The organism is Stieleria sp. JC731, from assembly GCF_020966635.1.
Classification (GTDB): domain Bacteria; phylum Planctomycetota; class Planctomycetia; order Pirellulales; family Pirellulaceae; genus Stieleria.
In genome coordinates, this window is record NZ_JAJKFQ010000001.1 from 1,721,178 (window position 1) to 1,735,781 (window position 14,604).

Genomic DNA, 14,604 nt, shown 5'->3' on the forward strand with positions numbered 1-14,604 from the left:
TCCTACGCCTTGGCAAATTCCCCAAAAACACGCGAAGGCTGTAGTGATGACATTGGTACTTCGACTTGCACCGTCGTCCCCTCTGGTTTCGATCTTCTCATCAGCCCTTTGTTTGTTTCTTTGGGCGACCTCTGCGACAAAGGCTCATGCGGAGCAAGCTTCACGTCCTAATATCCTCTTCGCGATTGCTGACGATTGGTCGTTTGGGCATGCCAGTGCGTACGGATGTGCGTGGGTCAACACACCCAGTTTCGATCGGATCGCTCGGGAGGGATTACTTTTCAATAATGCGTACACGCCCAATGCGAAATGTGCACCCTCGCGGGCGATCATTTTGACTGGACGGTATTCATGGCAACTCGAGGAAGCGGGGAACCATATGTGTTTCTTCCCTGCGAAATTCGGTGGCTATGTCGAACGTTTATCCGAAAGCGGCTACTTCACGGGATACACGGGCAAAGGCTGGGGGCCAGGGATCGCGAACGATGCAGACGGAAACCGGCGGAGCATCACCGGCAAAAATTTCGCAAAACGCAAAGCAAAGCCGCCAGCGGCGATGATTTCCAACAATGACTACGCATCGAACTTCGCAGACTTTCTAGCCGAATCGCCCGCAGATCAACCGTGGGCATTTTGGTTTGGCACGACCGAACCTCACCGTGGATATGAATATGGGGCAGGTGTTCGACTGGGGAAAAAGTTGGAAGATATCGACCGTGTGCCTAGCTACTGGCCCGACAATGAGACGATTCGAAACGACATGTTGGACTACGCCGTAGAAGTCGAGCACTACGACAACCATCTTGGTCGCATCCTTGAACATCTCGAACAAGCAGGGCAACTGGACAACACGATCGTTGTTGCCACAAGTGATCACGGGATGCCTTTTCCACGTGCGAAAGGTCAAGCGTATGACGAGTCAAATCACATTCCACTGGCAATCCGCTGGCCCGCTGGAATCAAGCATTCGGGACGAGTTGTCGGTGACTTTGTTGACTTTACCGCGTTGGCACCAACGTTTCTGAAGGCGGCCGGAATCGAGGATCCTGGGCCAAGTATGCAACCGATGACAGGTCGTGATTTGTTGGACGTGTTCGCTGCTGACGGACCTATCGCCGACCGTGACCACGTCTTGGTCGGAAAGGAGCGGCATGATATTGGTCGTCCGAATCAAGGTGGCTATCCGATACGCGGTATTCGAAAAGGCGACTGGCTCTACATTCGAAATTACGAGGTCGATCGTTGGCCAGCCGGAAACCCCGAGACTGGTTATTTGAACTGCGACGGCGGACCTACAAAGACTGAGGTTTTGGATTTAAGAAGGAGCGGAACCGCAACGACGTTTTGGCGTCTTTGCTTTGGGAAACGTCCTCAGGAAGAACTTTATCATGTCGGTCGTGATCCCGACTGTGTGGATAACTTGGTCGGTAACAGTGACAATGCGGAACGTTTGGAACAGTTACGTCAACAAATGGAAACTGAGTTGACCGCCCAAGGCGATCCGCGAATGCAAGGGAACGGATCGGTGTTCGATAACTACGAATACACATCCCCGGCGAGCGACCATTTCTATGAACGCTTCATGGCAGGTGAAGACTTAAAAGCGGGTTGGGTTTCACCGACCGACTTTGAGCCACTTCCAGATGGCGTACGGGGCAATTCTAAAAGCAAAAAAGACGAGCCCGATATCGAAGCTACGGTCGAAGCAGAAGCCGAACAGCGGAGTGTTGGCGATTGACGGTACTCACTTCGTCGACGGTAAATGGCTAAATAGCTCGCGAAGTACTTCATCAGAGATCGGCTTTAGGTGCCCGAATTCATCGCGTTGTATGAAATGCTTATTCGCAGTTGAAGCCATTTCATACAAGTTCCGACCGTTTTCGAAAGGGATGACTTCGTCTGTTTCTCCATGGAACTGAATCAAGTTTCCCTCGAACGATCTCAGGCGACGGATCGAATCAAATTGGTTGCTCATGACCAAGTGGACCGGAATGAATGGGTAGCGTCCGGCTGCAACGTTAGCGGCAGAGTCAAATGTTCGATCAAGCACCAGGTGCTCGATCTGACGTTGCTCCGCGATCGCCGCTGCACATCCCCCGCCGAGTGATCGACCGTAAACGATGATGTCTTGGTCATTCAGTTCGTAGTGGTCACGGAGTGCATCGAAGGCTGCGATTGAATCGGCAATCAGGTTTGATTCCGATGGAGTGACCTCGTCGTCAACAAATGCTCGGTATTCTGCGACGAGAATGTTGGCATTGAAGATACCACTGAGCTGTTTCGCGAATTCAGCTTGGCGACTTGCAAACGTCGCGTTTCCGTGAAGAAACAACACGGTTCGTTCGGCATCAGGACGTTCGAAGAGTTGGCCGATGATCGGTGAACCGTCAGTTGACGAATAGGTCCAGGCGGAGGCGAGCGAGTCGGCGCTAGGACTGACGTCATGGTAGGCTGCAGGGAACAGCAGTCTCGCTTCCATCAAAACCATCGTCAATAGAATGACCACGTAGACTGCGATCAGAGTTCGCACGCAGACGACGGTCCGTCGTTTCCACCGAGCAAGCGTGCTGGGCTGGAGGGTCTGGCTATCTGGATCAGATTTCAGGTCGTCGGAATTTGACATTGTTGTGCCTTAGGGGCCTATGTCGCTTCAGCGAGAACTTTGGATTTAACGGCGTTGTCAATCGATCGATCTGCTTGACCACCAATCCAAGCGGCTGCCATTGGAATCGTCAATAGGCCAGCGATCGCGGCATAGATAGGCTGGTTCCAAGGGCCGATCGCTTGCACCAACAGAACGAGTGTCGGTCCCAATAGGATGCAGAACGACATCCATCCTAGCCAAGCGGCAAGCCTTTCGAGTCGCGGAAGATTAACCGCAACCGCATAAATCAACGAGGGGAAAACGAGCAGGTATCCGCCCGCGGGAATCAGCCAAGCAACAATTGTGGCAAGTAGACTCGTTGCCAACCAAACCGCAGCGACAAAGTCCAAGTCGGTATCTGTCGGGAACAATCGAGACAAAAGTTTGTCGACCAGAAGCGTCGTTCCGATCAAAGCTAAAAGAACTGTCACTAGACCCGCTTGCAAATCGACCGGCGTGTAACGCAGGTTTCGGTACGGTGTCATCTTGAGAACCAGCAAACTGATCCCACCAATGATCGCACTCGCAAGGATGACGAGTACTGCCAGTCCAAACAATCGCGGTATCGATCGCAGAATGCGAGCCTTACTGGATCGAATCGTTTTCAGACCAATCAGGCACAAAGAAAAAGCCGCTAGTAGCAATTGTGTCATCGGTTCAATTGTGATGACATAAATTCCAAAGACGTCAAAGAATACTGCATCACGTCTGGCGTCATCGCCATTAAAAGTAGCGAGTTGCTCTTCGGAAAGTGGGTCCAGGGCAAGATGCATTGACGCGACATGGTTTCCCATATGCTGCAATGTGCGATCACTCAGGTTCGCCGGAACATCTTGTGGCGTGTGGTAATACTCTGCACCGCCAATGGTCGCAAAGTTAAATCCAGCCCAACCGAAGTTGCCTTGGAAGACATCGAAATCGGTCGCGTTGGGGAGCGATCGATAGATCAGGACTGCCAGCGAAGTCGTAATCTTTGGATAGGCCAGTTCATTGATTAGCGTTGTGACAGCCGCTCGGTTCCCTTGATAGGTTTCGAACATGGGGACTCCACCACGGGTGCCTCGCGCATCAAAGTTCAGGACGAATGCCGGTTCGCTGATCGCAAGGGCTTTATGAGCGTACAACGCATGCGCGCCCAGCAAACCAAATTCCTCGCCGTCGGTGAATAGGAAATGAGTTGTCCTTTGCGGCGGATTCCGACCAAGGATCCTGGCATACTCCGTCATCGCAACGATTGCAGACCCTGCATCGCCAGCACCTGGCCCCCAAGGACATGAGTCATGGTGAGTCGCGATCAAGATCGGCGCCAGCGAAGGATCGGTTCCGGGGTAACTTGCCAGTAGGTTTTTTAGGGTGGTGTCGTCTGGCAACAAACTGATGCGGCTTGACGGATGCCAATCTTGTTTTGAAAGGTCGAACGGGATCTCGATGCGTTTGGTCTCCGCACCACGATCAGCGAGCATCCTTTCGAGTCGATCCAGAAAGGCCTCGCCTTCAATGGTCCCGGCAGAGTGTTGAAGAGGAGGATCACCCAGCAACACGTTTAGATCCTGTCGCATGCGTCCGGCTGAAGGCACATTGCCTGAAGCATCGGTACCCAGTGGGGCCGGGCCGCGATAAGTCAGTAGTCCCAGTGCCAGGCAGACGAAAAGCATTCCGCCGGCGACAAGCATGCGTTTTTCTCGCAACGAGCTTTTCCCGTACGTGTCAATTTGCAAACTGAACAACGGTGTCCCAGGATATCCAATTGCCTGACGTGGCAATACCTTGGATGTTTCAGCCAACCGCTATCGCTTTGGCAAATTGGGATCGACAGACCGCTACGATAGAAACATTCACGAACCAAACATTAGGCAGCGACGGATAAGTCGTCTTTCTGTTGTTCGATTGCGATTTCGGCCAAGACTCGTTTTGCGTCATCGATGTCCGAAAGCTGTAGCGGTCCGATGCTTCGCATATCGCTTCGAACCTTTTTCGCTTTTCGTCGCGGCAACAAAGCCAAGACCGCTTCTGCCTTTTCGTTAGGGAGTCCACAGAGAACAAGAAAGGCTTGGCGAGTCGTGACCATGGCTAGGGCACGACACAGTTCACGTGGCGGAAGCTGTTGCAAGAACTTGTCGATCTCTCGCAGTAGTTCGTCTTCACCGATCGACTGATCTGAGTCCGTCGTGGCGGTCGAGCGACGAAGTCTTGGTGGACGCAAGTCTTGGTAGTCTGACGAACTGCGTTCGGAGCGTTGTTCTGGCGATTCTTGATTTGTCTGACCAAACAAACCGGACGCAGGCATCACACCAACGGCTTGCGATTGATAAAAATCTGAAAAACGAATCGAGCTGACTTGGTAAACCGGTTCGTCAGTTGTCGCATCTGAATCGGTCGATGGATTCTGCTTCGCAGTGTTGGCGATACGGTTTGTAACTGGCGGTGGTGTTTCAGCAGACTCAGCCGATTTCGATTTTATTTCTGGAGAGAGGTAACTGCTTCCTGTGCGTCGCTTTCGCGAGACACGTGCTCGACCGATTTGGATTTCGTCTTGGATTTCCGACTCAACACGTTCGGCATCATTCGTGCCCGCCTGCAACTCTTCGCGTAGCAACTTCATGACACGATACTGTTCAAGCGGGTCAGACTGACCCAGTTGTTTCAACCTTTGATTGATTTCCAGCTTGTCGTCTTGGCTAAGCTGCCCAACGAGGACGCGGTGGGTGCGCGCGGGCAGAGCTTGCAGCAAGATTGCGATTTGCCGAGTGGCAAGATGTCGTTCGTCGGTTTCTAGGTCGTGCATGGAGTTGCTCCATCAACTCTGCTGTCCATTTCGAAATCACGAGTCTGTAACTTCGAAGTTTGATTTTTATTCGCTGTGTATTGTTCGATACTATGTTGCGGGCGATTCGCGAACGACCGTCGGGATCGGCCTTGACGCGGTGCTGGAATCTAAGGCTGAGACAATGTCCGCTTAAGAGCTAAGCGGCTTCTGCCATCCATCGATGAACAATTTGTGCAGCCAGTTCCGGGTTCGCTTCGATCAGTTCTGTCAAGTCATCTCGGATCGATCCGTCTTCAGCTTTGCGGCTGTTATCCGCTGTCTTCTTCGTCGGATTCCCGGATTTCAGTGACTGTGAAAACCCAGCCGACGTCGGATCAGTTTCTCGCGTTCGCATTCGCAATGCGGCTGCCGAGCAGAACAGCGTGACAGCAAGCAGCAGTGCGACCGATACCGTCAAAGGGATATTGTTGGCCGCAAATTCTTTGGCGTCTTCCAGCGAGATTTCTTTGTCCGAAGCGCTACCGTATTGAGAGGCCGGAATCGAATCGGGGTAGCCACAGACATGAATCAATGGGCTGTCGTTGGCATCGCCAACGAGTGGACGAAGCACTTCGGTCACGTTCGCGATGACACGATCGCGTGAGGTGGCAAGTTGCGCGTCCGAAGGCCAAGGGATCGAGTCTACATTGTGGTTCAATGCTCGGTAGTCTCGGGCCCACTGGCGGTGGAACTGCGATTCAGAAACGGCGATCGATACGTGAGGCCGCATCGATTGTTGGCCTGATTCCGATGTGACGGGAGAATGCATCACTGCGACGCGAACATTTCCAAAACCGACCAGCAGATCCGCCAGTCTCTGTTCCATCTCGTATTCGATATGACGTTGCGCCCGTTTCTCTTCGTCGATTCTTCCGTTGTAAGATTCGGATGCGGTTGTGTCAGTCACGGTCACTTGTTCAACCGTCATTCCTGCAAAAGCACCAGCGACGCATTGCCGGATCATGTCGATACGGTTTGGCGAAAGTGGCTTTTCATTGCTCGGTATGATGACAACGCTGGCGGACTGAATTGTTTCTTGGTTCAAACCACCGAGGACTTTTTGATCGTAGTCAACACTTGCCCAGGCGATGTCCGGAAACGCGCAAAGTTTCGTGCCCAGTTCACGAGTCTTCTGCGATTGCTGCTGCGATTTGCGTTGCGATTCAGACAGGAAAAGTTCAAAGCCCGTGGGCGATTCAGATTCTGGTTCGGTCAGATCAACAGGCAACGCATTCGCCTGCTTGGCCACCGCAAGAAATTCCTGCCGTCTTTCAGGTGCGACCCAGATTCGTCCGTCTCGACGATGGTAGCCATTTAGGCCTGCGGCGCTGAATGCGATATCCAGTTCATCCAGTTGTGCTCGACTGAACTGGCGACCTCCCAAAAGCGGATACTCTTCACTCGCCGATTGTCGCATTGGGATCAGCGACATACCGATCAGAATCATAGCCACGCATATACCAGCGATGACGATTTTTGCGATCGGTAATTGTGCGAGATTGATTCCGGACACGGCTGGCAAAATGCGATTACGAGATTCTTGGCGAGCAAACGGATCGTGTAACAGTAACCACGTTCATACTCGCAGACGCGATCAGGCGGCCAGTCGACTTTGAGCAGATTTGGCTGGGAAATAGATCGTCACCGCGACTCCGCCTTGAGGGCAGTTTTGCCATTTCAGATCAGCACCCACAGCTGCGGCCGCGATCGGCAATGCTCGTTCTCGATGGTTTGTGTCCATCCCGCTATCAGCGATTTCCAGCTCGACGCCATTTTCCGTACAGCACGCGGTGATCATCAAATCGCCGCCGTCAGGCATCGCTTCCAACGCTTGACGGCTGATCGCGGTGATCAGGTCGGCTGCACGCGTGTTGTCGCACGGGACCGGAACGCTGACGTCAATGTCCACTTCCAGGCAGACTGGGGCGGAATGGTCAATCAACAACGGCGCAGTGACCGATTCGACGAGCACAAGAAGATTGCGACACTGATTAGGCTGGATCCATCCGCTGGCCATACTAGGCTCCGATATCACTTGGTGAGTGGAATCAGGTGCTTGCCGAGTCATTCGCTTAAAAATCACAACTTTGACTCAAGTTCACTCGGCGTCCTATGTGGGGCATAGTGGTTGAAGCCGTCTGACGGCAACCCCGATCAGCTCACTGGGCTTCGTTTTGCGGCGATTTTGTTCAGACGGGGCTATGACTCTGGATTGATGTCGACCCTGTACGCCAGCACCCAAAAACGCTATCCGCCGGCAGCAGAGAAACTTACGCAGAGTTCTCGCTCGGACTGGATCTACAGACTCCCCTATTGGTGACTGCCTGCTTAAGATGGATTGGCAATCTGTTTCGCGGTCCCTTCCCATTCGATTTTATGAAGCGTCCTCATCGAGTAATCCTCGGCTCCATTGTTTTGACAGCATTCGCGTTTGGATCCACATCTGAAGCGAAGGCACAGCGTTTGTTGCAGCGATTGCGCGAGCGAATCAGTGTGCAATTGCAAAATCAGCAGCCACCGGCTGCGGGTGACAAAGACAAAAATCCAGACGCGAAAGAGGATGCTGCGGGGCAGCCCACGGTAGCTCCACTGTCGCGATTGCAGCCCAACCCGGCATCTCAATACCGCAACCAGCCTGGGGGGGGCGTCCGTTCCGACGGGCGTGATTTGGAGCAGTCCGGCGAACCTGCAATGGCTCCAGCGGTAACACCGCAGTCTGCTGAACGTTCACCAGCAAACGGGGGTTTCGGAGCGTCGGTATTGCAGCCGCTCGAACCAGTCGACACCGACCAACAGAAAGCTTCGATCGGAATCTCGGGTGCTGATGGACGCATCGGACGATACTCGGGAATCCAAGTCACCAGCATATTGCCACATTCAGAAGCAGCACGGGCTGGGCTTCGTGAAGGCGACTTCATCTTTATGATCAACCAAGCGTCGACGCCAACGATCGCGGACTTGGCGAAGGAGCTTGTGCGGTACAGCCCCGGCGATCAGGTCACGCTGCGTATCGGACAAGCCGGCGTGGTCAAAGACATCGACGTTGTCTTGGTCAGTCGGTCCGGCAAACCCGCAGCAACTCAGCCTCTAGATTTGAACGCTCCTCAAGTCGGAATGGAGATCAATAATCCCCCTTCGGCAGTTGTCAATCCTCAGCAGCAAGATCGCCAGCAGGCCAAGGCGAGCGTCTCTGTGCTAACTAGCTTAGGTGCCGAAGTCGCATCAGCCGGACGTCAGCGAGGTGTTGTCGTCACATCGCTTCTTCCCGGCCAAATCGGTGCGGCAAGTGGTTTGAAAGTCAACGATCGAATCATCAGTATCAACGGACGCATGGTTGCTGACCAAGCCGCGCTACAGCAGCAGATCGTCTCATTGGAAAAAGCTTATGAGCTAGGGGTGATTCGCAACGATGACTTAGTGCAAGTCGCGATCGATCAAAGTCAATCGAATACTGCTTCCGGCGACACTGCTTCCGGCAACTCGGCAAGTGACGCGTCGACTGGTAAGTCAATCCTTGGCGGCTTCGGTTCAATGTTCGGCGGCTTCGGTGCTGGTGCAGCAACAGAGCCAAGTAAGATTCCGGCGAAGGCGGATTTTGATGAGTTGCCGTCGCCCAAGGAAGTCGATGTGTTGTCGTTGGAGCAGGACTTTCCGGAGCCAGTCAAGGTAACCGAAAACTCCGACAAAGAAACGGCCGGCAAGACTGAAATCCAAAGTGAGATCGACCGGCTCAACGAACGATTGCGTGAACTAAAATCAAAGCTCGATTCCGATCAGTAGTGCCAAGCACGTTTCACCACTCTCGTGCGAGGCTCCCGCCTCGCATACAATGCTTTCCAGGCTCCGCCTGCTGCCCCTGATTTTATTCTCACCTGAGCCGCAACGGCGTTAGCCGCGGTTGAGTGGTGCTCTTTAAACTTGGTTGCCCATCAACGCTCGTGCGAGGCTCCCGCCTCGTACGCAATGTTTTCCAGGCTCCGCCTGCCCATACGTCCCAATCATTTACCGCCGTTAACTCGATAACGGCAAAACTCTTCAATGGCCCTTCCACACTCCTGAGCCGCAACGGCACTAGCCGCGGTTGAGTGTCTAACATGGTTGCTTACAAGAAACCGCCGCAAACACGATAACGGCTCTGTTCGTTTCTTCCTGAGCCGCAACGGCGCTAGCCGCGGTTAAGTGGTGCTCTCTAAACTTGGCTGCCCATCAACGCTCGTGCGAGGCTCCCGCCTCGCATGCGATGTCTTCCAGGCTCCGCCTGCCCGCACGGCCCAATCCATCAACCGCCGCTAACACGATAACGACTCCGTTCGATGCTTCCTGAGCCGCACCGGCGTTAGCCGCGGTTAAGTGGTGCTCTCTAAACTTGGCTGCCCATCAACGCTCGTGCGAGGCTCCCGCCTCGTACGCCTTGTCTTCCAGGCTCCGCCTGGCCACACGTCCCAATCCATTGACCGCCGCAACCACGATAACGACTCAACTCTTCAATGGCCCTTCCACACTCCTGAGCCGCACCGGCACTAGCCGCGGTTAAGTGATCGCGCTGAAGTAAACCGCGAGCTAACGCTCAGCGGCTGATGTTGTGATGAATTCCTCGCAAACGTTGTCTTCCAGGCTTCGCCTGCCCGCACGGCCCAATCCATCAACCGTCGCAAACGCGAATACGACTCCGTTCGTTTCCCCTGAGCCGCAACGGCGCTAGCCGCGGTTGAGTGTCCAACATGGTTGCTTACAAGAAACCGTCGCAAACACGATCACGACTCCGTTCGTTTCCCCCTGAGCCGCAACGGCGCTAGCCGCGGTTAAGTGTCTAACATGGTTGCTTACAAGAAACCGCCGCTAACACGATAACGACTCCGTTCGATGCTTCCTGAGCCGCAAAGGCGTTAGCCGCGGTTAAAAAAATCATCCGCCACAAATATCCGATCACCCTCGATCGACCATCCGAAATTCAATCGGTTCCGAATTACTGATATGTAAATCTCTCTGCGGAAACGCAATCACAATATCCGCTTCACGAAACAGCCGGTCGATCGCCAGCCGGACTTCGCTTTCGATTTTCTTGCGCTGAACAACGGTCCTTGCGTTAATCCAAAAATGGACTTGGAACGCCAAAGCGTTGTCTCCAAAATCGTTGAACCAGACAAACGGTTTCGGTCGCTCATGAACCGACTCGTGTTCAACCGCGGCTTGCTCTAACAACTCGATCACTCGTTCCAACGGCGATCCATAGGCTACTCCAATGCTGATCGAAGTCCGTAGCCGATCGTCACGCCGGGTAAGGTTGACGACGTTGTTTTCCAGGAATTTACTATTCGGAATAATGATGTCCAAGTTCTCACCGGTGCGGATCACGGTGCTTCGAGCACCAATCGATTTGACGTTCCCGTAGGTGTCATCCACCATGATCAAGTCGCCAGCTTTGATCGGCCTTTCGGCTAGCAAAATAAGACCACTAATGAAATTGTTCAGGATGTTTTGGCTTCCGAAACCGACCCCGATCGCGATTGCTCCACCAAGGAAGGTAAAAACGGTTAGCGGCACACTCGCGTATTTCAGTGCTCCCAAGCCAAAGCAGATTAGCAACACGTAGAACGAAAGAGATTCAATCGCATGTGCACCTGCTTCCTCGACACCAAAACGTGGAAGGCGACTTCCTAGCCATCCGCTGATCAGACGCGCCGCGAAGTAACCAAAGAAAAGGAACAGCAACGTGCTAACGATTTTGCCAACGGTTAACGAAGTATCGTCAACGTTTGTTAGCTCATAGTTCCAAAACCGCTGGACGGTCAGCCAGCTATCGGCTGCCCATTCAGCGAACGTTCGTTTGGGGCCGCCTTCCAACTGGATCAGTAAATTCCCAAGAACGCTGGCCGCATTTTGAATCGCGATCAAACTGTCGTTATAGATCGAAATCTGTCGATTCAGCGAAGCCTGATGCGCTTCGATCCAACGTACAAGTTGCGGATCCAGTTCACCTCGATTTTCCAGGCGACTGGTTAAGTTGCCCAGCGAATTACGAACCTCGTCAAGCTTTAATTCTCTGGCTCGACGTTCTCGATCCAGTGTCTGTTGCCACTGATAGGTCTCATCGATCCAGTCTCGACGATCGATTCTAGATACATCGCCTTTCAGTAACTCATACCGTCGTTCCCAGGCGGTTCGGATCCAAGGTAAACGCTGCAATCGCTGGTTGATGACAGCGCTTTCCAGTTCTGTTGATTGTTGAGCCGTTTTGAGAGCCTCAACTCGTTCTCGAAGAATCGGGTTGGGAGCCGTTGACGAATCAAGCTCTTGGCGACTTTGCAGCCAACGGTTTTCGGCATAATTCGCTTCAGACTTCAGTAGTGCAGAGCGACGTTTAAGTTCGCTTTCGCGGACTTTAATTTCAGCAAGTTGTTCATTCAATTCAGACTTTGTGAACGTAACGTTGCTCGATACCACATCCAATCGAAACTTTTCGATTTGAGACTTCAAGTCACGTTTCTTCTCCGTCGCCTCCTCGATCGACAATTCCTGCCGTCGCAGTGTCAGGGTCTCCTCCGCCAATCGAACTTCCGCCTCAGCAACAATGATGCGCCCATCGGTTTCAGGAAGTTGCTCTTTTAGCTGGCGTAGGTCGCGGTTCTTGGCTTCCAGATCAACTCGAGTGGTTTCGACGGCTTCGCGAGCGGTAAGGATGCCGGCCTGTATCAGGTCCCGCCGTTCACGTTCACTCTTTAAATTGTCGTGGATCTCATCAAGCAGGATGATCGAATACGGTGGTGCGTCATCAAGACCGCTGTCTTTCAATCGCTGAAGTGTCTGCTCCGCTTCCAATTTTTCCGCAGAAAGATCTTTCAGCCTTGTTGCAGCTGATTTCTGCTGTGTGACGATCGCATCGATTTGAGATTCAATCGCGGATCGGATCGCATCGCTGGAGGCCGATTGGTTGGTGTCACTTTCGGCAGCCGTTTGATCAGCTGAGACATCGCCAGGATCTGGAGACTGTTCTTGCGAGATTGCCAGTTGCGAGAAAGAGATAAGCACAGCGAATGACGCTGCGAAGATCACGCGAATGTGATGATTTTGAAAGTCCATATGCCGTCCTCCTGCCGGTCATTCTGACAGGAAAGGAAGCATTGTCTACATGACGAGGCATCGCCAAGTCTGGCTCGTTGGATGAACACCAGTGTCACAAACCACGGTCAAACTACGAAATCGCCGTCTTGTTTCGCTGCAATTGTCTATTGTTGCCCTTCACTCCGTGAAGGCAGCGTTCTTCCCAGCCGGTACTGTTAAGTTGAGAGCGACTGTGTGAGAGATCTAACCTGGAAATCAACAGGTCCAAAAGACCGACATGGGATGAAGCATTGTCTATTGTCGCCCTGCACTCCGTGAAGGTAGCGTTCTTCTCGGCCGGTACTGTGAAGTTGGGAGCGACTTTGCGAGAGATCAAACCTGAAAAGCAAGAGGTCGAAAAGACCTGCCTGCGATCAGGAGTTGTCTTTGTTATCAAAGAAGTCCCAGTCGATCCGACGGACTGCGAACACTGATGCCGGGCCGGTTCATTACATGCGTGTAGATCATGGTGGTTTGAACATCCTTGTGTCCCAGTAATTCTTGCACCGTGCGGATATCAGCCCCATCTTCTAACAGGTGTGTTGCGAAGCTATGACGCAGCGAGTGAGGGATGGCCTTCTTGAGGATGTCGCTTCGATCCAATGCTCTTTTGAAGTGGTAAGCAAACGTTCGTTCGTGGATATGATGCCGCCGCTTTCGTCCGCTTCGCGGATCACGCGAAATTTTTGGGGAGGGGAATAGGTATTGCCAAGCGAGGTCACGCTGCGCTCGCGGATATTTTTTAGCGAGTGCATACGGCAAGTAAACTTCACCCAATCCGTCATCTAGGTCGCCTTGGTGGATAGCTCGAACGCTGGCGATTTGAACTTCCAAAATTGGGACGGCGCTGTCGGGAAGGACAGTGACTCGATCCTTCATTCCTTTCCCGTCACGAACGGTGATGGTCCGTTTTTCGAGGCAAATGTCTTTTAGACGCAAAGTCCGGCATTCGCGGTGACGCAGGCCTCCACCGTACATGATCAAGAACATCAGGCGATAGCTGCCGGACATATAGCTGAACAGTTCTTCGATCTCGCTGCGTGTCAGCACGACGGGCAGGTACGTACTTTTCTTTGCTTGAATGGAATTGATGAAGTGCAAGTTTCGACCAAGGACTTTGCCGTAGAAGAACAGCAATGCCGACAACGCTTGGTTCTGCGAATTTGCAGCGAAATCGCGATTGATGGCTAAGTCTGTCAGGAAGTCACCGATTTCGGGTTCACCGAATTTTTCGAGCCGTTCATCTCCGACATGACGGATGAACTTTTTAACTTGCCCAACGTAGGCGTCTTCAGTGCTTTTGGGATGATGGAGACGTCTTAGTGTTGATCGCATTCTTTGAATGCATTTAGGCTCTTGATCATCGATAACACCAGCGTTGCCTTCACCAGCGACCAGGTCAGGAGAGTATTCGCCGCATCCATCAGGGATGCATTTCTCCCTGTTGACCCAGACGTGAAGGGTTTCACGAATTGGACGAAAATCGACTTCATTACACCGCAGGATGATCCCTTGGTAAAACTCTAGAGCGCGAGCTGCTTGAAGGCGTCGCCAAGCAGGTTGACGATGGTTCTTAAGGTCCTTCAAGAATTCGATGACGAGTTCTTCCGTGACGGGAGCATTTCTCGATCCAGGGTTCTTCGATCGGGCTCGAGACACCGGAGGGAAGGAATAGTAGGCCGCAAACCACTTGGGAAACCATTTGGCATCACTGTCGTTGAGGTTCATCACACTAAGGCACTGAACAAATCGTTCCACGCTCACAGCAACCTCCTGGCGTCCTAAAGAGAAGAGGCTGACAACATAGCTTCTGTAGAGGGGTTTGCAAATGCTTTTTACATCCCTTCTTTCGGGTGGAATGTGTTATGTGCACATCATCTACAGACTTTGCCTACAATATTCGCGTACCATGTCACAATAATTAGAAGTTCGCGCGGATGGTTGTGGCTTGAATCCAACGCTACTGAATTCGGCCCATCTGATCTCACGTGGCAACTGTTAGCTGATCGCTGCAATTGAATTCACCGTCTGATAGTTGTGCTTGAACGCGGCC

General features: G+C 52.7%; 9 protein-coding genes. 2 read left to right on the top strand and 7 right to left on the bottom strand.

Annotated elements, in window-relative coordinates:
* The first annotated feature begins 46 nt into the window (after positions 1-46).
* Positions 47-1,738: a sulfatase gene (locus tag LOC67_RS05840; protein ID WP_230261561.1), complete on the top strand. Its 1,692-nt coding sequence runs from the start codon at positions 47-49 to the stop codon at positions 1,736-1,738.
* Between the two features lie 6 nt (positions 1,739-1,744).
* On the opposite strand, the gene LOC67_RS05845 is transcribed toward LOC67_RS05840, so the two are convergent.
* The 5 genes from LOC67_RS05845 to LOC67_RS05865 all read right to left on the bottom strand — a co-directional run bounded on the left by LOC67_RS05845 (position 1,745) and on the right by LOC67_RS05865 (position 7,518).
* Entirely contained in the window at positions 1,745-2,623 is an 879-nt protein-coding gene (locus LOC67_RS05845) for an alpha/beta hydrolase (protein WP_230261562.1), read from the bottom strand.
* Positions 2,624-2,640: 17 nt separating this feature from the next.
* Entirely contained in the window at positions 2,641-4,428 is a 1,788-nt protein-coding gene (locus LOC67_RS05850; protein WP_230261563.1) for a M28 family peptidase, read from the bottom strand.
* Positions 4,429-4,493: 65 nt separating this feature from the next.
* Entirely contained in the window at positions 4,494-5,429 is a 936-nt protein-coding gene (locus LOC67_RS05855) for a FliG C-terminal domain-containing protein (RefSeq protein ID WP_230261564.1), read from the bottom strand.
* Between the two features lie 178 nt (positions 5,430-5,607).
* On the bottom strand, positions 5,608-6,882 hold the full coding sequence (locus tag LOC67_RS05860; RefSeq protein ID WP_230261565.1) for a hypothetical protein: 1,275 nt from the start codon (positions 6,880-6,882) through the stop codon (positions 5,608-5,610).
* A 162-nt stretch (positions 6,883-7,044) separates the two neighbouring features.
* On the bottom strand, positions 7,045-7,518 hold the full coding sequence (locus tag LOC67_RS05865) for an ATPase (RefSeq protein WP_230261566.1): 474 nt from the start codon (positions 7,516-7,518) through the stop codon (positions 7,045-7,047).
* 308 nt (positions 7,519-7,826) lie between these two features.
* Here LOC67_RS05865 and LOC67_RS05870 point away from each other — a divergent pair, with 308 nt between their 5' ends.
* Positions 7,827-9,230, top strand: coding sequence for a PDZ domain-containing protein (locus LOC67_RS05870; protein WP_230261567.1), 1,404 nt, complete (start codon positions 7,827-7,829; stop codon positions 9,228-9,230).
* Positions 9,231-10,376: 1,146 nt separating this feature from the next.
* Here LOC67_RS05870 and LOC67_RS05875 read toward each other — a convergent pair.
* Both LOC67_RS05875 and LOC67_RS05880 read right to left on the bottom strand, forming a co-directional pair.
* Positions 10,377-12,530, bottom strand: a complete 2,154-nt coding sequence (locus tag LOC67_RS05875; RefSeq protein ID WP_230261568.1) for a mechanosensitive ion channel domain-containing protein — start codon at positions 12,528-12,530, stop codon at positions 10,377-10,379.
* 414 nt (positions 12,531-12,944) lie between these two features.
* A complete protein-coding gene (locus LOC67_RS05880; protein WP_230261569.1) occupies positions 12,945-14,279 on the bottom strand; it encodes an integron integrase in 1,335 nt (444 codons plus the stop codon).
* Positions 14,280-14,604: the final 325 nt, after the last annotated feature.